This is a genomic window from Ramlibacter sp. WS9 (assembly GCF_003797765.1).
GTDB lineage: Bacteria > Pseudomonadota > Gammaproteobacteria > Burkholderiales > Burkholderiaceae_C > Ramlibacter.
On record NZ_RKMB01000017.1, the window covers coordinates 58,873 to 80,477 of the forward strand.

Annotated in this window: 22 protein-coding genes; 19 read left to right on the forward strand and 3 right to left on the reverse strand. The window is 65.3% G+C overall.

All coding sequences use genetic code 11. The features are described 5' to 3' along the window. Positions 1-30 precede the first annotated feature (30 nt). From EEB15_RS22340 to EEB15_RS22390, 11 genes are all read left to right on the forward strand, one after another. Entirely contained in the window at positions 31-777 is a 747-nt protein-coding gene (locus EEB15_RS22340) for an SDR family oxidoreductase (RefSeq protein ID WP_141512154.1), read from the forward strand. Next, entirely contained in the window at positions 774-1,475 is a 702-nt protein-coding gene (locus tag EEB15_RS22345; RefSeq protein WP_141512155.1) for an amino acid ABC transporter permease, read from the forward strand. The genes EEB15_RS22340 and EEB15_RS22345 overlap by 4 nt, the downstream gene beginning before the upstream one ends. Before the next feature lie 4 nt (positions 1,476-1,479). Beyond that, positions 1,480-2,232 (forward strand): amino acid ABC transporter permease, encoded by a 753-nt coding sequence (locus EEB15_RS22350; RefSeq protein ID WP_141512156.1) that lies wholly within the window; start codon positions 1,480-1,482, stop codon positions 2,230-2,232. A gap of 25 nt (positions 2,233-2,257) precedes the next feature. Then, complete coding sequence (locus EEB15_RS22355) at positions 2,258-2,992, forward strand: amino acid ABC transporter ATP-binding protein (protein WP_141512157.1); 735 nt, start codon at positions 2,258-2,260, stop codon at positions 2,990-2,992. A gap of 39 nt (positions 2,993-3,031) precedes the next feature. Beyond that, entirely contained in the window at positions 3,032-3,877 is an 846-nt protein-coding gene (locus EEB15_RS22360; RefSeq protein ID WP_141512158.1) for an ABC transporter substrate-binding protein, read from the forward strand. Between the two features lie 168 nt (positions 3,878-4,045). After that, positions 4,046-5,425, forward strand: a complete 1,380-nt coding sequence (locus tag EEB15_RS22365) for an ABC transporter substrate-binding protein (protein WP_141512159.1) — start codon at positions 4,046-4,048, stop codon at positions 5,423-5,425. A 20-nt stretch (positions 5,426-5,445) separates the two neighbouring features. Beyond that, a complete protein-coding gene (locus tag EEB15_RS22370) occupies positions 5,446-6,291 on the forward strand; it encodes a carbohydrate ABC transporter permease (protein ID WP_141512235.1) in 846 nt (281 codons plus the stop codon). Further along, on the forward strand, positions 6,288-7,136 hold the full coding sequence (locus EEB15_RS22375; RefSeq protein ID WP_141512160.1) for a carbohydrate ABC transporter permease: 849 nt from the start codon (positions 6,288-6,290) through the stop codon (positions 7,134-7,136). The genes EEB15_RS22370 and EEB15_RS22375 overlap by 4 nt, the downstream gene beginning before the upstream one ends. A 98-nt stretch (positions 7,137-7,234) precedes the next feature. Next, positions 7,235-8,305 (forward strand): ABC transporter ATP-binding protein, encoded by a 1,071-nt coding sequence (locus EEB15_RS22380; protein ID WP_141512161.1) that lies wholly within the window; start codon positions 7,235-7,237, stop codon positions 8,303-8,305. A gap of 12 nt (positions 8,306-8,317) precedes the next feature. After that, positions 8,318-9,073, forward strand: a complete 756-nt coding sequence (locus tag EEB15_RS22385) for a FadR/GntR family transcriptional regulator (protein ID WP_141512162.1) — start codon at positions 8,318-8,320, stop codon at positions 9,071-9,073. Between the two features lie 69 nt (positions 9,074-9,142). Beyond that, a complete protein-coding gene (locus EEB15_RS22390; RefSeq protein ID WP_141512163.1) occupies positions 9,143-10,849 on the forward strand; it encodes a M3 family oligoendopeptidase in 1,707 nt (568 codons plus the stop codon). 24 nt (positions 10,850-10,873) lie between these two features. On the opposite strand, the gene EEB15_RS22395 is transcribed toward EEB15_RS22390, so the two are convergent. Further along, on the reverse strand, positions 10,874-11,707 hold the full coding sequence (locus EEB15_RS22395; RefSeq protein WP_141512164.1) for an aldo/keto reductase: 834 nt from the start codon (positions 11,705-11,707) through the stop codon (positions 10,874-10,876). Positions 11,708-11,748: 41 nt separating this feature from the next. Here EEB15_RS22395 and EEB15_RS22400 point away from each other — a divergent pair, with 41 nt between their 5' ends. From EEB15_RS22400 to EEB15_RS22435, 8 genes are all read left to right on the forward strand, one after another. Continuing rightward, the gene (locus EEB15_RS22400; RefSeq protein WP_141512165.1) at positions 11,749-12,441 is read left to right on the forward strand and encodes a TetR/AcrR family transcriptional regulator; all 693 of its coding nucleotides are present in this window, start codon (positions 11,749-11,751) and stop codon (positions 12,439-12,441) included. Between the two features lie 155 nt (positions 12,442-12,596). Beyond that, positions 12,597-13,151, forward strand: coding sequence for a TRAP transporter small permease (locus EEB15_RS22405; protein ID WP_141512166.1), 555 nt, complete (start codon positions 12,597-12,599; stop codon positions 13,149-13,151). Next, entirely contained in the window at positions 13,148-14,425 is a 1,278-nt protein-coding gene (locus tag EEB15_RS22410) for a TRAP transporter large permease (RefSeq protein WP_141512167.1), read from the forward strand. The genes EEB15_RS22405 and EEB15_RS22410 overlap by 4 nt, the downstream gene beginning before the upstream one ends. 29 nt (positions 14,426-14,454) lie before the next feature. After that, a complete protein-coding gene (locus EEB15_RS22415) occupies positions 14,455-15,453 on the forward strand; it encodes a TRAP transporter substrate-binding protein (protein WP_141512168.1) in 999 nt (332 codons plus the stop codon). Positions 15,454-15,473: 20 nt separating this feature from the next. Continuing rightward, on the forward strand, positions 15,474-15,923 hold the full coding sequence (gene aroQ / locus EEB15_RS22420) for a type II 3-dehydroquinate dehydratase (RefSeq protein WP_141512169.1): 450 nt from the start codon (positions 15,474-15,476) through the stop codon (positions 15,921-15,923). Next, a complete protein-coding gene (locus EEB15_RS22425; RefSeq protein WP_141512236.1) occupies positions 15,920-16,753 on the forward strand; it encodes a shikimate dehydrogenase in 834 nt (277 codons plus the stop codon). Before aroQ ends, EEB15_RS22425 begins: the two co-directional genes overlap by 4 nt. A gap of 25 nt (positions 16,754-16,778) precedes the next feature. Further along, positions 16,779-17,708, forward strand: a complete 930-nt coding sequence (locus EEB15_RS22430; protein WP_141512170.1) for a VOC family protein — start codon at positions 16,779-16,781, stop codon at positions 17,706-17,708. Between the two features lie 41 nt (positions 17,709-17,749). Continuing rightward, positions 17,750-18,616 (forward strand): sugar phosphate isomerase/epimerase, encoded by an 867-nt coding sequence (locus EEB15_RS22435; protein WP_141512237.1) that lies wholly within the window; start codon positions 17,750-17,752, stop codon positions 18,614-18,616. Between the two features lie 283 nt (positions 18,617-18,899). Here EEB15_RS22435 and EEB15_RS22440 read toward each other — a convergent pair whose 3' ends face one another. After that, entirely contained in the window at positions 18,900-19,559 is a 660-nt protein-coding gene (locus tag EEB15_RS22440) for an NAD(P)H-binding protein (RefSeq protein ID WP_141512171.1), read from the reverse strand. Positions 19,560-19,585: 26 nt separating this feature from the next. Next, positions 19,586-21,385 carry a DEAD/DEAH box helicase gene (locus tag EEB15_RS22445; protein WP_141512172.1) on the reverse strand — a complete coding sequence of 600 codons (1,800 nt, stop codon included), beginning with the start codon at positions 21,383-21,385 and terminating at the stop codon, positions 19,586-19,588. Between the last annotated feature and the right edge of the window lie 220 nt (positions 21,386-21,605).

The following is a 21,605-nucleotide window of genomic DNA, read 5'->3' on the forward strand; positions in this document are numbered from 1 at the left end:
ATAAATTGACACAAAGCGTAAAGGAAAGCCATGCCCTTCACTGACTACAAGACCGCCCTCGTGACAGGTGCCTCGTCCGGCATCGGCGCGGCCGTCGTCGAGCGGCTGTGCAAGGAAGGACTTCAGGTGCACGCCCTGGCGCGCGGCGCCCAGGCACTGGAGGCGCTGGCCCAGCGCACCGGCTGCGTTCCTCATGCCATGGACGTGAGCGACCTCGCCGGCATCACCCGGCTCACCGGCGAAGTCGAGTTCGACGTGCTGGTCAACAACGCGGGCGTCGACCGGCCCAAGCCCTTCCTGCAGGCCGATGCGCAAGACATCGACCTCTTGATCGATGTGAACCTGCGGGCCGTCCTGCACCTGTGCCGCCTGGTGGTGCCGGGGATGGTGCAACGCGACCGCGGCCATGTCGTCAACATCAGCTCCATCGCCGGCGCCTACAACTTCGGCGGCAACTCGACCTACCACGCCACCAAGGCCGCAGTGAGCATGTTGTCGCGGCAGCTGCGCATCGACGCTTTCGGCAAGCGCGTCCGTGTGACCGAGATCTGCCCCGGCCGGGTAGCGACCGATATCTTTGCCCATGTGCATGGCGACTCCGCGGAAACCTACGAGCGCTTCGTCAAGGGCTTCGAGCTGCCCCAGGCCGAAGACATCGCCAACGCCATCGCCTTCGCGATCGCCGCGCCGGTGGCGGTGAACATCGGCCACATCGAGATCACGCCGACCATGCAAGTCCCCGGCGGCCTGCAAACCACGCGTCCGGAGAGCGCATGAAGGGCTTCGATGTCATGGCGATCCTGCTGAACCCGGAGTTCGGCAGGATGCTCTGGCACGGCGTGCAGATGACGATGGTGATCGCGCTGTGTTCATGGCTGTTGGGGATGACCCTCGCGGTGATCCTGCTGGTCGTGCGGCTCACCCCGAGCCAGATCGCCGAGCGTGTCGTCAAGGCCTATATCTCCTACCACCAGAACGTGCCGACGCTGGTGCAATTGATGCTGTGGTACTTCGGTATCTCCAGCCTGATGCCCGCTGCCGTGCAGGGCTGGCTCAGTGAGCACAACGGCGAAGCGGTGTTCGCAGTGATCGGCCTGGGCCTGTGCCAGGCGGCGTATTTCAGCGAGGACTTGCGCTCGGGATTGCGCTCCATCCCTGCGGGCCAGGCCGAAGCGGCGCGCGCGCTGGGCCACAGCTACGTGAGCGCGATGCGCCATGTGCTGATGCCGCAGGCGGTGCGCAACGCCTTGCCTGCCCTCGTTAACCACAGCGTCTCGCTGTTCAAGAACAGCAGCCTGGCGATGGCCATCGGCGTCGCCGAGTTGACGCATGCGGTGAAGGAAGTCGAGAACCTCAGCTTCCGCGCGTTCGAGGCCTACCTGATCGCAACCATCGTGTATCTGGGGTTCTCGCTGCTGATCATGGTGGCGGGCGCCTCACTGGCGCGGCGCACGCGAATCCCGGGGGCGAGGTAGCGCGATGACATCCGTCTACGAAATCCTTCGCGACAACTGGCTGCTGATCCTGATCGGCCAGTACCCCAACGGCCCCCTGGGCGGCATCGCCTGCACGTTGATCCTGTCGGTGCTCGGCATCGCGCTCGCGTTTCCGCTGAGCGTGCTCCTCGCGCTGGCCCGGCTGTCGCCTTGGCGCCTGCTGAACTGGCCGGCTACGGGCCTGGTGTACGTGGTGCGTGGCGTGCCGCTGCTGATGGTGATCCTCTGGGTCTACTTCCTGGTGCCGCTCGTGATCGGACACAACGTGTCCGGCTTCGTCACCATGTTGGTCACACTGGTGATCTACGAGGGTGCCTACTTGTCGGAAGTGGTGCGCGCCGGTATCGAGGCATTGCCCAAGGGCCAGATGGAAGCGGCGCGGTCGCTGGGCCACAGCCACCTGGGTGCCATGCGCCTGGTGATCCTGCCGCAGGCACTCTTCAACATGCTGCCCAGCATGCTCAGCCAGTTCGTCTCGACCATCAAGGAAACGACGCTGGGCTATGTGATCAACGTGCCCGAACTCACGTTCGCGGCCAACCAGATCAACAACCAGCTCCTGACCAAGCCGTTCGAGGTGTTCTTCATCCTTGCGGTCATCTACTACGTCGTCTGCTGGTCGCTGACCCGCGCGGCCACCGCCCTGGAGCGGCGCATCGAAGCCAAGCGCGCCGGAACGCGCGGCGCGGCGAAGGCACAAGCTCCGGTCCTGGCTCCGCTGGCGGCGGAGCCGTGACATGGGCCAACCGGAGTCATCCAACATGATCGCTTTCTCCAACGTCAACAAGTGGTATGGCGACTACCAGGCGCTCACCAACATCAACGCCGAGGTCAAGAAGGGCGAAGTGGTGGTGGTCTGCGGGCCTTCGGGTTCGGGCAAGTCGACGCTGATCCGCACCGTGAACCGGCTCGAGGAGATCAAGTCCGGTGAGCTGATGTTCGACGGCCAGAGCGTGCACGCGCCGATGAGCAGCGCTCAGCTGAACCGCCTGCGCAGCCGGATCGGCTTCGTGTTCCAGAGCTTCAACCTGTTTCCCCACCTCTCGGCCCTGGACAACGTGCTGTTGTCGCCGGTGCACGTGCGCGGCGCCAAGCGAACCGAGGCGCGCGAGAAGGCGATGCAGCTGCTCGAACGCGTGGGCCTGGCCGCGAAGGCACATTCTTTCCCGGCGCAGCTGTCCGGCGGCCAGCAGCAGCGTGTCGCCATCGCGCGGGCCTTGGCGATGGAGCCGCCGGCCATGCTGTTCGACGAGCCGACCAGCGCGCTCGACCCCGAGATGGTGGGCGAGGTGCTGGCCGTGATGCGAAGCCTCGCGGCCGATGGCATGACCATGATGTGCGTGACCCACGAGATGGGTTTCGCGCGCGAGGTGGCCGACCGCGTCTGGTTCATGGACGCGGGCTCCATCCTCGAATCGGCCGAGCCCGAAGCGTTTTTCGGCAATCCCCAGCATCCGCGCGCGCAGCGCTTCCTATCGGACCTGCGCTCGCATTGACGTCAACCGCATCCCGCAACTCAACCCTAGGAGCCAGCCATGTCTGTCCGCACATACACCGTTCGCCTCGCCGCCGCAGCCATCGGCCTCGGCGCTTTGTCATCCGCCGCGCTGGCCGACCAGCTGGGGGACATCCAGCAGCGCAAGGAGTTGCGCTGTGGAACCTTCGCCGACGTGCCGCCGTTCGCGGCGCCCGATCCCAAGACGCGCGAGATGGTGGGCTTCGACGTCGACCTGTGCATGGCCATCGCCAAGCGCATGGGCGTCAAGGCCACCGTCACGCCACTGTCGGTCGAAGCGCGTGTGCCCGAAGTGAAGATGGGCCGCGTCGACATCACGGTGGCCAACCTGGCCTACACGCTGGGCCGCGCCGAGCAGATCCAGTTCAGCGACCCGTACTACCTGGCCAAGGAAATGCTGGCCGTGAAGGCGAGCGATCCCGGCACCGGCAAGGCCGATTTCAAGGGCAAGCGGCTCGCTTCCACCAAGGGGTCGACGTCCGAACTCTCGATCAAGCTCAACGGCTCCGAGCCCGTGACGTTCCAGGACACCGGCTCCGCCTACATGGCGGTGCAGCAGAACAAGGCGCTGGGGATGGTGGCCAACACCATGACCATCACCAAACTCGTGAACCAGTCGAAGGCTTCCGGTGTCGAGCTCAAGATGATCGCGGAGCCGATGGCTTTCCAGCCGATCGGCGTTGGCATGAAGAAGGACGAGCCGGCACTGCTGGCGAAGATCAACACCACATTGGTGGAGATGGACAAGGCCGGCGAGATCAACCAGATCTGGAACAAGTGGCTGGGCCCGAACACCGAATTCAAGATGACGCGTGAGGACAAGGTCGTGCCGCTCAGCGAGCTGAAGTTCACTCCGCTGCCCTGAAAGGGCCGTAGCGCGCCACCGTGGATGCCGGATCAAAGTCCGGCATGACGATGCCGGGGATTCGGGTTTTCCCCTGAAGAAGTTAAGTTGTCTTACATCATATGATATCCACCTCGCGATGCCAACGGTCGCGGGCCCCTTTCGGAATCCATGTTGAGGAGACAGCGAATGAAAATCAGGACACTCTGTATCGCCATGGCCGCGGCTGGCGGCTTGCTCTGCACGGGTCAGGCGGCCGCGCAGCAGAAGCTGACCGTGTGGTGGCAAAAAGGCTTCTACAAGGCGGAAGACGACGCGCTCTACGCCGCCATCAAGAAGTTCGAAGCCAAGAACCCGAAGTACAAGATCGATCTGTCGCTCTATGCGCCGCAGGAGATGATCCCGAAGGCGGTGGCCGCGCTCGACGCGGGCAACGTGCCCGACGTAACCTACGGCGACGTGTTCGACTTCCAGGTCACGGCCAAGTGGGCCTACGACGGCAAGTTGGAGGACGTGTCCAGCATCATCGACCCGATCCGCTCCAAGTTCGAGCCTTCGGCGCTGTCCACCACGTTCCTGCTCAATAACACGACCGGCACGCGCGCCTACTACGCGTACCCGATCAAGCAGCAGACCATGCACATCCAGTACTGGAAGGACATGCTGGCCGACGCGGGCTTCAAGGAAGCCGACATTCCGAAGGACTGGAAGGGCTACTGGAGCTTCTGGTGCGACAAGGTGCAGGCCGGCTACCGGGCGAAGAGCGGCCTGCGCTCGTTCGGCATCGGCCAGCCGCTGGGCGTCGACTCGAGCGACTCGTTCTACTCGTTCCTGACCTTCATGGACGCCCACAACGTGAAGCTGGTCAGCGACTCCGGCAAGCTGCTGGTCGACGACCCGGCCGTGCGCACGGGCCTGATCAACACGCTGACCGACTACACGCAGATCTACGCGAAGGGCTGCACGCCGCCGTCCTCCACCAACTGGAAGGACCCGGACAACAACGTCGCCTTCCACAACAAGACCACGGTGCTCACGCACAACGCCACGATCTCCATCGCGGCCAAGTGGCTGGACGACATGAACAACAGCACGCTGACCGAGGCGCAGCGCGCGACGGCCAAGAAGAACTACACGGAGCTCATCGCCACGGCGGGTTTCCCGAACAAGCCGGACGGCACCAAGATGGTCTACCGCGCGGCTGTGAAAACCGGCGTGATCTTCAAGGACGCCAAGGACAAGGAAGGCGCCAAGAAGTTCGTGGCTTTCATGCTGGATGAGGCCAACCTCACGCCGTACGTCGAAGGCTCGCTGGGCCGCTGGTTCCCCGTGACCAAGGCCGCGCAGCAAAGCGCCTTCTGGAAGAGCGATCCGCACCGCCTGGCCGTGTACAACCAGTTCATGAACGGGACCACGCCGTTCGAGTTCACCAAGAACTACAAGTTCACGGTGCTCAACAACGAGAACGTCTGGGCCAAGGCCGCCAACCGCGTGCTTTCCGAGAAGGTGCCGGTCGACAAGGCCGTTGACGAGATGATCGCGCGTATCAAGGCGGTTGCGTCGAATTGACCCAAGCTACCGTCGCTTCGATGCCCGCCGCGGCCCGGCCGCGGCGGGCGCTGTCCCAGTACGAGTGGTGGGGCCGCATGCTGGTCGTGCCCTACCTGCTCGTCTTCGCGGTGTTCGTGCTGTACCCGGTGTGCTATGGCCTCTGGCTGGCGCGGCACCCGGCCAGCTACACCAAGCTGTTCGACGACCCCATCTTCTTTCGAAGCGCGGTCAATACGTTCGTTTTCCTGCTGGTGGCCATCAACGTCAAGATGATGGTGGCCCTGCTGCTGTCGGGCTTCTTCATCCAGGCACGGTGGTGGATCAAAGCGCTGTCGGCGCTGTTCATCCTGCCATGGGCCGTGCCGTCGATCCCCACCATTCTTTCCGTGCGGTTCATGCTCAACCCCGAGTGGGGCGTGATCAACACAACCATCTTCCGCCTGACGGGCCTGGACGGCCCCAACTGGCTGAACGACCCGACGCTGGCGTTAACTTTCTCAATGCTGATGCACATCTGGAAGTCGCTGCCGTTCTGGACGCTGATCCTGATCGCCGGCCGGCTGGCGATCCCGGGTGAGCAGTACGAGGCCGCGTCGGTGGACGGTGCGAGCAGCTGGCAGAAGTTCCGCTTCATCACCTGGCCGTCGATGCGCACGCTGTACGTGACGTCCACCATCCTTTCGGCCATCTGGACCCTGGGCGATTTCAACAGCGTGTACCTCCTGACAGGCGGCGGGCCGGCCGACCTCACGCACGTGCTGGCAACGCTGGGCATCCGCTACTTGCGGCTGGACCAGGTGGACGTTGCGATGGCGTCGATCGTCGTCGCGCTGCCGCTGGTCCTGCCGCTGGTGTACTTCATGATGAAGCGACTCTCGAAATGAAGTTCACGCTCAAGACCGTCACCACCGAAGCCAAGCTGCTGCTCATCGGCATCCCGGTGTTCCTGTGGACCATCATCCCGGTCTATCACATGTTCCTGTTCGCGATCTCGGAGCGGGACTCGGCGACATCGGGGCGCTTGTGGCCCAAGAACCCGACGCTGCAGAACTTCGACGTCGTCTTCAACCAGAAGCACTTCTACCTGGGGCATTTCTGGCAGCAGCTGGGCAACTCGCTGATGATCGCCATCGCCGTGGGCCTGATCACGCTGGTGGTCGCCACCACGGCGGCCTTTGCCATCAGCCGGCTCAAGGTGAGGGGCGGCCGCACGGTGATGAACATGGCGCTGTTCACGTACTTCATCCCGGCAGCGTTCCTGGCCGTGCCGATGTACAAGACCATGGCCAACTACGGCCTGCTGAACAACCGCTGGTCCCTCGTGCTGGCGATGGTCACCATCGCCTCACCGTATTGCATCTGGGTGTTGAAGCAGGCGTCGGACAAGCTGCCCTTCGAGCTGGACGAAGCGGCGCGCATGGACGGCGCCACGCCCATGCAGCTTTTTTACCTGGTCTACCTGCCGTTGATGGTGCCCTCCATGGTCGCCGTCGGCACCTACGCGCTGCTGCTGGCCTGGAACGAATACCTCTATGCCTTCCTGCTGCTGTCCAACGAGACCGACCTGACGCTCGCCGTTGCGCTGGGCAACTTCCTGGCCGCCGACGATTCGCCGTGGGAACTGCTGATGGCCACCGGGTTCGTCTACGCGCTGCCTCCGGCCGCGATCTATTACGCCTTCAAGCGCTACATGGTCGGCGGGCTCACCGCCGGCGCCGTAAAGTCATGAACCACCCCCGAAGCGCCTTCGGCGCCTCCCCCTCAAGGGGGCGCAGCCAGTGGCCCGGCAAAGCCGGTTCCACGGCTGCCCCACGATAAAGCACGGATATGGCATCAGTTTCATTCAGCGCCGTCGAAAAAAGCTTCGGCAAATTCAAGATCATCCACGGCATCAGCTTCGATATCGCCGACGGCGAGTTCGTGGTGCTGGTGGGCCCTTCGGGCTGCGGCAAATCCACGCTGCTGCGCATGCTGGCGGGGCTGGAGGAGATCGGCGCCGGCGAGATCGCGATCGACGGCAAGGTCGTCAACGACCTCGACTCCAAGGATCGCGACATCGCGATGGTGTTCCAGAGCTACGCGCTCTATCCGCATATGACGGTGCGCGACAACCTGGGGTTCTCGCTGAAGCTGCGCAAGGCCGACCCGAAGCTGATTGAGGAGCGCGTGCAGAACGCGGCGCGCATCCTGAATCTCGATACGCTGCTCGAGCGCTATCCGCGTGAACTGTCGGGCGGCCAGCGCCAGCGCGTGGCCATGGGCCGGGCCATCGTGCGCGACCCCAAGGTGTTCCTGTTCGACGAGCCGCTGTCGAATCTGGACGCCAAGCTGCGCGTGGCGATGCGCGCCGAGATCAAGGCGCTGCACCAGCGCCTGAAGACGACCACGGTGTACGTGACGCACGACCAGATCGAAGCCATGACGATGGCCGACAGAATCGTGGTGATGCACGACGGCATCGTGGAACAGATCGGGACGCCCCTGGACCTGTACGACCGCCCGGGCAACCTGTTCGTCGCGCAGTTCATCGGCTCGCCGGCCATGAACGTCGTCGAGGGCGTGCTGCGCCGCGAAGGCGGCCAGGCCTGGGTAGAGGCGTTGGGCCAGCGCTGGCCGGCCCCGGCGCATGGCGATGGTTCCGACGGCCAGAAGGTGCACTACGGTGTGCGGCCGAGCGACATCGTCCCCGCGGCCTCGGGCGAAGGCGTGGCGGCCACGGTGATCGTGGTGGAGCCGACCGGTGCCGAGACCGAGTTGCTCGTCGAAGTCGGCGACGTGCAGATCATCGCCGTGATCCACGGCCGCACGCAGGCCGAGCCCGGGCAAACCGTCTACCTCCAGATCAAAGGCGAGAGCGCCCACCTGTTCTCCACTGCGGACGGCAAGCGCCTGAACTGAAAAGTACCCTGCATGGCCACGATGAAGAACGTTCACGGCAACACCGTCGATCACCTCGGCGAGGCGATCGTGGCCGGGCGCTATTCGACGGGCGCATCGATTCCGCCGGAGCCGAGGTTGTGCGAAGAGCTGGGCGTGAGCCGAACCGTGATCCGCGAATCGGTCAAGTCGCTCGTGGCCAAGGGCTTGGTGTCCACCGGCCCCAAGGTCGGCACGCGCGTGCTGCCGGAAGACCAGTGGAACTGGTTCGATCCGGACGTGATCCTCTGGAAATCCAAGGCGGGCCTGACCCGCGAATTCCTGCGCGACCTGCAGGAGCTGCGCCGCGTCGTCGAGCCGGCGGCGGTGCGCATGGCCGCCGAGCGCGCCACCGCGCAAGACCTGGCCGACATCGCATCGGCTTTCGAAGGCATGCGCCATGCGGTGGAAGAGGGCGGCGACTACGTCACCAACGACCTGCTGTTCCACCAGGGGCTGCTGCGCGCCTGCCACAACCGCATGATGGTGCAGATGGGCAAGGCGTTGAGCGCGCTGCTGCGCACGAGTTTCGAGATCTCCACCAGCCGCAAAGACGGCCCCAAGCTCTCGCTGCCGCTGCACCGCGCGGTGATGGAAGCGGTCATCGCACGGGAGCCGGCGAAGGCCGAGAAGGCCATCCTCGTGCTCATCGATGGCGCCCATCAGGACATCGAACAGGTGTTGTCCAATCGCAAGAAGCTGCCGCGCCTGAATGTTCCGGCTTCCCGCCTGAAGGCCGCCGCCGCCTGAGTTGGCGCCGCTCCCGCAGACGGGGGCCGGGGCCTTGCATTCGGGACGCGATTCAAGTTGAATCGCGCGATGACCCGATACAAGCACTATGCCCAGCGGCCGGAGTTCATCACGCCTGAGTTCCTCCAGGCCGAGTTCGGCACCCTCATTGAAACCCTGCCCGCGGCCGAAGCGGCCGCCGACGCAGCGCCGTGGCTCGAAGCCATTTCGCGCTGGAATGCCTTGCGCGCCTACTCCGAAGGCGAGCACGCACGCCTGAACTACGCCTTCAGCAAGAACTGCCTGGATCCGGAACTCGAGACGCAAGACCGCTACCTGCGCGAGAAGATCCTGCCCGTTCGAGAAGAGGGCGACGCGCAGTTCCTTCCCGCGCTGGGCGGTACGCGCCACCGGCCGGCCATTGCCGCCCAGTACGGCAGTTATTTCCTGGACCGCATGGCGGCCGGACTGCAGACGGTGGACCCGGTGAATTCGGATCTGCGTATCCAGTTGGGCGAGCTGGCCATGCAGTACGACAAGGCCGTTGCATCCGGCGAAGTCACCGTCGGCGGCGAAGCCATGACGCTGACCAAGGCGGTGGGCATCGCCAACGGGTCGGACCAGGCGGCGGTGCGGCGCGAGGCCTACATCGCCTACCGCGAGTGGTTCGTGCAGAACCGTGAAACGCTCGCGGGAATTTTTTCGAAGATGGTCGCGCTGCGCGACCAGATGGGGCGCAACCTGGGTCACGCCAACTTCGTGACGCTGGGCTACGCCGGCATGAGCCGCACCGACTACGGGCCGGCGCAAGCGGCTGAGTTTCGCCGGGGCGTGCGCGAGCACTTCGTGCCGCTGCGCCGCAAGCTGATGGCGCGGCAGGCGCGTGAACTGGGTGACGCGGTGCTCAAGCCGTGGGACGCTTCGTATCACCAATCCTTGGGCATCCCCCTCGGCGCCGTGCCGGTGGAAGGGCAGCTGGATGCGGCGCAGAACGTGTTCTCCAAGCTGTCGCCGCGGCTGGCCAAGCACTTCGAGCACATGCGCGCCAACCACCTGATCGACCTGGAAAACCGCAAGGGCAAGCGCGGCGGCGCCTTCTGCACTTCCTTTCCCGACGAGGGGCAGGTGGCGATCTTCTGCAATTCGACCGGCCAGGCCGACGACGTGCGCACGCTCACCCACGAAATGGGCCACGCCTTCCAGGCCTGGGAGTCGCAGGCCATCGAGCTGGTCGAGCTGCAGTGGCCCACGGCGGAAGCCGCCGAGATCCATTCGATGGGCATGGAGTTCCTGTCCCTCAGGCACATCGACGCGTTCTTCGCCGACGCCGAGCACGCGCGGCGCTTCCGCAAGAAGCGCTGGACCGGCGCGGTGGAACTGATCACCTATTGCTGCGTCGTGGATGAGTTCCAGCACTGGGTGTACGAAAACCCCGCAGCCTCGGCCGACGAGCGCGACGCGCAGTGGGACCGCATCTGGGAAACCTACATTCCCGGCCTCGACTTCAGCGGCATCGAACAACATCGCGCCGCGCGCTGGTATGCGCAGTTGCACATCTTCCGCCTGCCGTTCTACTACATCGACTACGCCATCGCCGAGACGGGTGCGATGCAGCTCGCGGTCATGGACGCGAAGGACCCGGCGGCCGCGATGGAGACCTACATCGAGCTGTGCCGCATCGGCGGCACGCGCGGGGTACTCGACATCTTCAAGTCGGCGGGGCTGCGTTCGCCTTTCGATGCCGGCGTGATGGCGGATCTGGCCGCGCACGTGGCGCGGGAGTGCGAACTGGCCTGAGGATCGCTTCCGCTTCGAATTCCGTCATAGCATTTCAAGCGGCGTCGAACCGTCGGGCGGCGGGAACAGCGTGTCGAGTTCTTTCAGTTGTTCGGCCGTGAGCGGGTGTTCGACTGTATGGGCGTTCTGCTCCAGCCGCTCGCTGCTGCCGGTCTTGGGAATCGCCACCACGCCGTCTTGTGCAAGAAGCCACCCGATGGCGGCTTGCGCCGGCGTCATCCCGTGCCGCTTCGCGAACGCCGCCAACCCGCGGTCTCGAACCAGCCTGCCTTCTTCAAGCGGCGAGTACGCCATCACCGGGGTGCGCCGCTCGCGCAGCCACGGCAACAAGTCCCACTCGATGCCTCGCCGGCCGAGGTTGTAGAGCACCTGGTCGGTCTGCACGGCGCCGCCGCCGGGCACGCCGTGCAGTTCTTCCATCGCCGCCAGGTCCAGGTTGCTCACGCCCCAGTGGCGAATCTTGCCCGCACGCTGCAGCGCCTCGAAAGCCTCCACCGTTTCCGCCAGAGGCACGCCGCCCGCCCAGTGCAAGAGGTACAGGTCGATGGTTTCGATGCGCAAGCGCTTCAGGCTGTTCTCGCAGGACGTCGGCATCGCACGCCGCGACGCGTTGTGTGGATAGACCTTGCTGACGATGAAGACATCGGTGCGCCGGCCCGCGATGGCTTCGCCGACCAGCGTCTCGGAACGGCCGTCGCCGTACATTTCGGCCGTGTCGATCAGCGTAAGGCCCAAGTCGATGCCTCGGCGCAGGCAGTCGACTTCTGTTCGGCGTCCGGCCAGGGCGTCGCCAATGTGCCAGGTGCCCTGGCCGAGCGCGGGCACCGTTTCACCGCAGGGAAGCGTGACGTATTTCATGACCGCAGTATCGCTCCGGCGCCGCCGTCTATACTGCCAAAATGAACGAACTGGTACATCGCCGCGCCGCGAAACCACCCATGAAGAGCGTGCCCGCGGCGGGCAAACGCGAGCCGACGCGCACCAACGATCCCGAGCGCACGCAGGCCAATATCCTGCAGGTGGCGGAGGTCGAGTTCGGCGAAAAGGGGCTCGCCGGCGCGCGCATCGACGAGATCGCGGCCGCGACGAAGACCAGCAAGCGGATGATCTACTACTACTTCGGCAGCAAGGAGGGCTTGTACCTCGCCGTGCTGGAGGAGGCGTACCGGCGCGTCCGCGACATCGAGGCCGAGTTGCACCTGCAGGACCTGGAGCCCGAGCAGGCGCTGCGCCGGCTGGTGGCCTTCACCTTCGATCACCACCTCAACCACGAGAGCTACATCCGCCTCGTGATGTCCGAGAACATCAACCGGGGGCAGTACCTGGCGCAGAGCGCACGCATCCAGGAACTGAACGTGCCCGCCATCGCGGCGATTCGCAACCTGTACCAGCGCGGCGTCAAGCGCGGCGTGTTCCGCGCGGGGCTCGACCCGGTGGATATTCACGCGTCGATCTCGGCGCTGAGTTTCTTCAACGTTTCGAATCGGCACACCTTCGGGCTGATCTTCAAGCTCGACATGCAGTCGGCCGCGTACGTCGCCCACCGCCGCGACAACGTCGTCGAGATGATTGCGCGCTTCGTGAAGCGCTGACCCACCCCCGAAGCGCCTTCGGCGCCTACCCCTCAAGGGGGCGACACCAGCGGCCCGGCAAAGCCGGTTCCGCGGTGCCCCTGGCTCTGGTCCGGGTTATCCCTAATTTGAGAACTAACCAGTTCGTACAAAATGCGAAGCAGGAGACCCCACCCATGATCCAGAAAGCGATCGACCTGCTGTGCCGGCTGTTTTCCGTCCTCATGGTCGCGTTCCTCGCGGCCATGGTTGTGATGGTGTTCGGCAACGTTGTACTGCGCTACGGCTTTAACTCCGGCATCACGGTGTCGGAAGAGCTGTCGCGCTGGCTGTTCGTCTGGATGACGTTTCTCGGCGCGGTCGTCGCGCTGCGCAACCACGGGCACTTGGGCACCGACAGCCTCGTGTCGCGCCTGCCGGTGGCGGGCAAGAAGATCTGCCTGGGCACGGCGCACCTGATCATGATTGGCCTGTGCGTGGTGATGGCCCGGGGCGGTTGGCAGCAGACGGTCATCAACTACGGGACGTCGAGCGCGGTGATGGAGGCGTCGATGGCCTGGCTCTACGCCAGCGGCGTCGTGTTCGCCGTGCTGGCCGCGCTGATCGTCGCGCACGATTTCTGGAAACTGGTGTCCGGTCAGCTTGCCGAAGACGAACTGATCGGCGTCGTCGAGTCGGAAGAAGATGTGGTGCCCGGCAAGGCCGCCGCACACGGAGTGCCCGCACCATGACCATCGTCGTCTTCCTGGGCTCGCTGTTGGGCACCATGGCGTTGGGCTTGCCCATCGCCTTCGCACTGCTCGCATGCGGCGCCGCGCTCATGTGGCACATGAACATGTTCGATGCGCAGATTCTTGCGCAGAACGTCATCGAAGGCGCCAACAGCTTCCCGCTGCTGGCCGTACCGTTCTTCATGCTGGCCGGCGAGATCATGAACACCGGCGGGCTGTCGCGGCGCATCGTTCACCTCGCGATGACACTGGTCGGCCATGTCAAGGGCGGGCTGGGCTACGTGGCAATCATCGCGGCGGCACTCATGTCGGCGTTGTCGGGATCGGCCGTGGCCGACGCCGCCGCGCTCGCGGCCCTGCTGCTGCCGATGATGACGCGCGCGGGCTACAACCGGGCCAGCTCGGCCGGCCTGCTGGCATCGGCCGCCGTGATGGGCCCGATCATTCCGCCCAGCATCGGTTTCGTCGTGTTCGGCGTCGCGGCCAACGTGTCCATCACCAAGCTGTTCATCGCGGGCATCTTCCCCGGCATCATGCTGGGCGCGGCGCTGTGGGTCACCTGGTGGTTCCTCGTGCGCAAGGAAAAGACGGAACCAGCACCGCGCGCGAGCCGTGCCGACGTGCTGAGCGCGCTCAAGGACGCGACGTTCGCGCTGGGCCTGCCGCTGATCGTGATCGTGGGCCTGAAGATGGGCGTGTTCACGCCCACCGAGGCGGCCGTGGTCGCGGCCGTCTACGCGCTCGTGGTGTCGATGGCCGTGTACCGCGAACTCAAGTTCTCGCAGCTATACGGCCTGTTCCTGGCGGCGGCGCAAACCACGGCCGTGATCATGTTCCTGGTGGCGGCGGCCATGGTGTCGGCCTGGATGATCACGGTGGCCAACCTGCCGGCCGAACTGGTGACGCTGCTCAAGCCGCTGCTGGACCAGCCGACGCTGCTGCTGCTGGCCATCATGGTGATCACCATGCTCGTGGGCACGGCCATGGACATGACGCCCACCATCCTGATTCTCACGCCCGTGTTCATGCCGATCATCCGTGCCGCCGGCATCGACCCGGTGTACTTCGGCGTGCTGTTCATGATCAACAACTCCATCGGCCTCATCACGCCGCCGGTCGGCACCATCCTGAGCACGGTGGCGGGCGTCGGCAAGATCAGCATGGACGAAGTCACGAAGGGTGTCTGGCCCTTCATGCTGGCCCAGTTCACCGTGATGTTCCTGATGGTGCTATTCCCGCAGCTGGTGATGGTGCCAGCGCGCTGGTTCTATTGAGTTCGATCCCAACCCCCTGGAGACAAGCCATGAAGAGAATGTTCATCAAGACCCTGGTCGCCGCCGTCGCCCTCGCTGCCTTCGGCGGTGCGTATGCGCAGACCAAGACCATCAAGTTTGCCAACCAGAACGCCAAGGGCCATCCCATCATCCTGGGCATGGAGAAGTTCGCCGAGATCGTGGAGGCCAAGTCCGGCGGCAAGATGAAGGTCAACGTTTTCCCGGGCGGCGCGCTGGGCAGCGACCAGGCCAACGTGTCGGCCCTGCAGGGCGGCACGCTGGAGATGGCTTCGATGAACTCGGGCATCTTCGCCAACGTGGTGAAGGACTTCGCCATCTACGACTTCCCCTTCCTCTTCGGCAACCCGAAGGAAGCGGATGCGGTGGTGGACGGGCCGTTCGGCAAGTCGCTGCACGCCAAGCTGGAAGAAAAGGGGATGCACGGCCTCGCCTACTACGAGCTGGGTTTTCGCCAGATCACCAACAGCAAGCGGCCGATCACCAAGGTGGAAGACATCGCCGGCCTGAAGCTGCGCGTCATTCCCAACCCCATCAACGTCGACTGGGTGTCGGCGCTGGGCGCCAACCCGACGCCCATGCCTTTCCCGGAGTTGTACGCGGCCCTGGAGCAAAAGGCCGTGGACGGGCAGGAGAATCCCTACGCCACCATCAACGGCGCCAAATTCTATGAGGTGCAGAAGCACCTGGCCATCACCAACCACCAGTACAACCCGCAGTCGGTGGTGATCAGCAAGAAGTTCTGGGATTCGCTGTCGGCCGACGAGAAGAAGATCGTGCAGGACGCCGCGACGGAGTCCGCGAAGTACCAGCGTGAGCAATCCCGCTCCGCCGCCGCCGGCATCCTGGACAACCTGAAGAAGAACGGCATGCAGGTCACCGAGCTGCCGCCGGCCGAGGTGGCCAAGCTGCGCGAGAAGATGGCCCCGGTGATCGCCAAGCACTCCGCGAGCGTCGGCGATGCGACCGTGAAGGCCGTGATGGCCGAACTGGACAAGGTCCGCAAGTAAACGCAAGGCGCGGCGGCGGTATGAAAAAAGTCCTGGTCTTGAACGGGCCCAACCTGAACCTTTTGGGCACCCGCGAGCCATCGCAGTACGGCACGGCGACGCTGCAGGACGTGGAGGGGATGTGCCGCGCCGCCGGAGAGCGCCTGGGCTTCGAGGTCGAGTGCTTCCAGAGCAACTGGGAGGGCGCGCTGATCGACAAGATCCACGAGTACGGGCGGCTGTACAAGGAAGGCGCAGCCCACGGCTGCGTCTTCAACCCCGGCGCCTTCACCCACACCTCGGTCGCGTTGCACGACGCGATCAAGGGCGTGGACGGATTGCCCGTCATCGAATGCCACATCTCGAACGTGCATGCGCGCGAATCGTTCAGGCATCACTCGTATGTGTCGCCCGCTGCGGCGGGGATCGTGATCGGCTTCGGCGTGGACGGCTATGTCCTCGCCCTCGAAGGACTGGCGCGCAAATGCTGATCGACGGCAACACGGAGCTGATCGCCCACCTGGGCTATCCGACGCACGCGTTCAAGGCACCGATGATCTACAACCCGTACTTCGAGTCGGTCGGGGTCAATGCGGTGGTCGTGCCGATGGGTTGCCGTCCCGACGCGTTCGCGGACGTGTTGCGCGGCGTGTTCGCGCTGGAAAACATCCGCGGGGCGCTGATCACGATGCCTCACAAGGTGCCGGTCGTGGGGCTGCTCGACGAAGTGTCCCCGGCGGCCCAGGTGGCCGGTGCCTGCAACGCCGTGAAGCGCGACGCCGACGGGCGGTTGCTCGGCGACATGTTCGATGGTGAAGGCTTCGTGCGCGGCTTGCTGCGCAAGGGCCTGCAACTGGCAGGCGCTCGTGCTCTCGTCGTGGGTTGCGGCGGTGTCGGCTCAGCCATCGCGGCTTCGCTCGCCAGCTCAAGCGTTGCCTCGATCGCGCTGTTCGATGTGGACCCGCACTCCGCGCAGTCGCTCGCGCAGCGGCTGCACACCCACTACCGCGAAATCGAGGTCACCACCGGCAGCAATGACCCGGCCGGGATGGACTTGGTGGTCAACGCAACGCCGTTGGGCATGAACGCTGGCGATCCCTTGCCCGTGGACATTTCGCGCCTTGACGCAGGCACCTTCGTCGGCGAAGTGGTCATGCGAAGCGAGATGACGGCTTTCCTCGCCGCGGCGCAGGCACGCGGCTGCCGCGTGCAGGTCGGCACCGACATGCTGTTCGAGATGATCCCGCCTTATCTCGAATTCTTCGGATTTCCCACGACGACACCCCACACGCTGCGCGCCGTCGCACGACTGCAATACTGATCACGCCCCACAGAAAGGTTTCGCCATGAGCGACTTGCTCCTTCATCCGGAACACGCGCGCGAGCCGCAGCAGGACTCCTTCAGCGACGAGGCCAATCCGCTGGGGCTGGACGGCGTCGAGTTCGTCGAGTACGCGACTTCGAAGCCGCAAGCCCTGGGCCAGGTGCTGGAGATGATGGGCTTTCGGCCCGTGGCCCGCCACCGCTCGCGCGAAGTGCTGCTGTACCGGCAGGGCGGCCTGAACGTGGTGGTCAACGCGCACCCACCGGACGGCGAGGGCGGCGCGGCGTCGGCGCAGGAACAGCCTGCGATCAGCGCGGTGGCTTTGCGCGTGCGCGATGCGCGCGCCGCCTACCGCCACGTGCTGGAGCGCGGCGCGTGGGAGGTGCCCACCCACCCCGAAGCGATGGAGCTGAACATCCCTGCGATCCATGGCGTGGGCGGCACGCGCATCTATTTCATCGACCGGTACCGCGAGTTCTCGATCTACGACGTCGACTTCATCCCCATCCCGGCGGTGGACCCGAAGCCGCCCGCCGTGGCCGGTCTCCACTTCTTCGGCGTCGTGCAATACATCGGTGCCTGGCGCAGCGATGACTGGACGCAGTTCTACAGCGAGCTGTTCGGCATGGTCTTGATCCCCGACGAGCAGCGCTTCGGCATCATGCCCGCGGGCCGCCTGCTGCGCGCGCCGGCGCTGACGCCGGGCGCCGGCTTCATGCTGCAGCTGGTGGAGCCGAACCCGGATGCCGACGACAACAGTGAGCGCCTGCAACGCATCGGCCTGGGCGTGCCGGATGTTTTGGCGGCGGTCAATGCGCTGCGGGCGCTGGGCATGGAGTTTGTGGAGACGCAGGCCGCGCATACCGAGAAGCGCGGCGCGCTGACCAAGACCTACCTGGGCAGCGTGGTGTTCGAGCTGGTCCACAGCGACGCTGCCGGAGCCACGCCGTGACCGACACCCGCAGCCTCCAGCACGCCATCCTCGGCTTCGGGATGGACACCATCACGCTGGCCGGCCCGCTCGAAGCCAAGCTCGAAGCGATGCAGCAGGCCGGCTTCAGCCAGGTGATGCTCAAGGCCAATGACCTGGTCGGCCACCCGCAAGGCTGGCAGGCGGCGGTGAAAGTGGTGCGTGCCAGCGGCCTGCGCGGCACGGGCTTCCAGGTGCTGCGTGACTTCGAAGGCTTGTCGGGCCACCTGCACCAGTACAAGGTCGACATCGCCAAGACCATGCTCGAGATGTGCGCCGCGTTGGAGTGCAAGGTGCTTCTCGCTTGTTCGTCGACGTCGACTCACGCCAGCCCGGACCTGGACCACATCGCCCGCGACCTGCGCAAGCTGGCCGTGCTGGCGATTCCTTTCGGCATCCGCATCGCCTACGAAGGCCTGTCCTGGGGCCGCACGGTCAATGAGTTCACCACCGCCTGGGATGTGGTGTGCCGCGCCGATTGCCCGAACCTGGGGATGGGCATCGACTCCTTCCACATCCTGGCCGCGAAGACGCCGCTGGATGCGATCGACGACCTGGACCCGCAGAAGATATTCCTCGTCCAGCTGTCCGACTTCATGTGGCAGGAAACGCGTACCTTCGAAGAGCGGATGGCGACGGCGCGCACCTTCCGCGTGTTCCCCGGGGAGGGCGTCCACACCGCGCCGCTGGTGGACCTGGTCAAGCGCATCGACGCGCTGGGCTACGCCGGCGACTACAGTTTCGAAGTCTTCAACGACGACTATGTGCAGATGCCGCTGCCCATGGTCTCGCAGCGCGCGCGCCGTTCGGCGCTGTGGCTGGCCGAGGATGTGCTGCGAAGGTCGGTGCCGCTGCCGGGGCAGATGCGGTTGAAGAGCGTACCGGGCTGACAACCGTTGACATTCCGCGCAGGCTGGAATGCAAGTGGGTTCGTGCGGGGAGCGGGCTTGGCGCGGCGGATACCCCGCACCCTCCGTGTCCCCCGTCGCCCTATGGGCGTACTCCTCCTTTACCTGCGGGTGCAGGGTACCCGCCACCCCAAGCCCTAGTGGTAGTGGGCAAGCCGACCGTTGGGCGGGCGCCGGCGTCCCTGGCCCGCTTCATGTCAATCCGACATCGGCAAAACGTGCAGGGAAAGTCTCGTTTTCGGCCTCCCGGCAAGAAAGATGAAAGTCACTTGCCGCGCATCTGTCCCGAAAGCAGGACATGCCTGCCGGTGCGCCTCGGCACGGCGTCCAGCAGGGCGCGCGCCACGTCGGCAGCGGCGATCGACTTGTAGTTGTTCGGAATCAGGGGCGTCAGAACGCGGCTGATGTTCATGGCCAGCTTCTCGCCGCTGCGCAACGGCTGCCCGAGCGCTTCGCGGTCTCCGGCAAGGAACGAAGGCTGCGCGATCACCAGCGTCTCGAATCCCATCGCCGACAGGGCGTCTTGCGTTTCGCCTTTGACCCGGTTGTAGAAGATGCTGGAGCGCTTGTTCGCGCCCATCGCGCTGACAACGCCCAGCCGGGTCGCGCCCGCGGCTTTCGCGGCCCTTGCCACAGCGACGACGGCGTCGAAATCCACCGCGCGAAACGCTTCCTGGCTGCCCGCGACCTTGATCGTGGTGCCCAAAGCGACGAAGGCCTCGCCGACGCGGGGAAGCGCCGGCAAAGCCTTGGAAAAATCGACCCGGTGCTGGGTCAGTTTGGGGTGCTCGAGATCGAGTTCGCGGCGGCCCAGGGAATGGACCGCGGCAACGGAGTCATCGGCCAGCAAACCTTGGAGGATTTCACGGCCGACGAGGCCCGAGGCCCCGGCGATCAGCACTGAGCGGGGCAGGGCAGCGTCCATGGTGGACGCATCCTAACCCCGAACTATCAGCGTGCGAAGCGCGAAGGCGCGCGTTGGCCGTTGCCGCCACCACCACCGCCGCCGCCGCGACCCCGGTTGCCGCCGCCGCGGCGGCCGGCGCCCATGCTGTCGATGCTGGTGCGGGTCGGGTCGGGCTGGCCGCCCACGTTCACGCGCTGCACGCCGGTCATGTCGCGGCGCCCGGGCATGTTGGTGCGCAGCGGATCGATGTTGCGCGGCATGCGGTCATCGTCGTGGTCCTCGCGGTCCTGGCCCTGCATGGGTTGCTGCTGTTGCTGCGGCTGCGTATTCCGCGGCGGGCGGGCTTGCTGCTGTGCGCGTTGGCCCTGGGGCTGTGCGCCGTTGCGGCCGCCGTTGCGCCCGCCATTGCCATTGCCGTTGCCGGCGCCCGAACCATTGCGTGCGCCGTTGCCATTGCCGCCACCGGAGCCGTTGCGGGCCCCGTTGCCGCCGCCGCCATTGCGGCCACCGCCACCGCCACCGCCACCGCCGCCGTTGCCGCCGCGTGCGGCTTGCTCGCCCTTGTTGTCGCGGATGCGCTGCATCATTTCCTGGCGCGCGGCCTTGGCGGCGGCCATCATCACGTCGCGGCTCGGCGGCTTGCCGGCGCCGCCCCAGATCGTCTGGCGGCCCATGGCGATGGGTTCGCCCTTTTCGCCGGGTTCGGGTTCAAAGCCGGGGATCACGACGGCGGGGATGCGCTGCTTGGTGAAGCGCTCGATCTCCTGCATCCAGCCTTCTTCGTCCAGGCAGACGAAGCTCACGGCGGCGCCTTCGTTGCCCGCGCGGCCAGTGCGGCCGATGCGGTGCACGTAGTCTTCCGGCACGTTCGGGATTTCGTAGTTGACGACGTGCGGCAGCTCGTCGATGTCGATGCCGCGGGCGGCGATGTCGGTGGCCACCAGCGCGCGGATTTCGCCGCTCTTGAAGCCGGACAGGGCCTGGGTGCGGGCCGACTGGCTCTTGTTGCCGTGCAGCGCCATCGCGGTGATGCCGTTCTTCTCGAGGAACTCGGCAACGTTGTTGGCGCCGAACTTTGTGCGGGTGAATACCAGCACCTGGCTCCAGTCGTGTTCCTTGATCACGTGCGCCAGCAGCGCCTTCTTTTTGCTGCGGCCGACCGGGTGCACCGTTTGCGTGATGCGTTGCACGGTGGTGTTGCGCGGCGTCACCTGGATGCTCTGCGGATTTTTCAGCAGGCCGTTGGCCAGGTCGCGGATCTCGTCGCTGAAGGTGGCGGAGAAGAGCAGGCTCTGCTTTTCCTTGGGCATCAGCGCGAGGATTTTCTTGACGTCGGGCAGGAAGCCCATGTCCAGCATGCGGTCGGCTTCGTCGAGCACGAGGATTTCGACAGTCGACAGGTCCAGCATGCCTTGCTGCTGCAGGTCGAGCAGGCGGCCCGGCGTGGCGACCAGGATGTCAACGCCGGCCTTGAGCCTGCTGATCTGCGGATTCATGCCCACGCCGCCGAAGATGACCGTGGAGGTGAGTGTCAGGTACTTGCCATACGTGCGGATGGACTCTTCCACCTGCGCGGCGAGTTCGCGCGTCGGCGTGAGGACGAGGGCGGCGATGCCGTCCTTGCCGAACTTGTTCTTCCTGCTGGTGCCGGCGTTCAGCTTGTGCAGCATGGGCAGGGTGAAGGCGGCCGTCTTGCCGGTGCCGGTCTGGGCGCCGCCGAGGAGGTCGTGGCCTTCGAGCACGGCGGGGATCGCCTGGGCCTGGATGGGGGTGGGGGTGTCGTAGCCTTGCTCGTGCACGGCTTTCAAGATGGCGGGTGCCAGCTTCAGATCATCAAAAGTCATTTAGTAGTGCGCCATCCATGGCGCTTGGGAATCGGCCTGTACGGTGCAGGGCACCGAGCCAGTCAAAGGCAGATGAGGTTTCAGGTGGGAGCCTGCGCTTCGAGAACCGAAGCCGCTTCGTCCCCAGCGAATCGCTGAGGTTGCGGGCAACTGGAGTCCGCAACAGGGTCTATTGTCGCATGGATCGCGGATGAGCGTGGGGAGCAGCGCCCATCCGGCC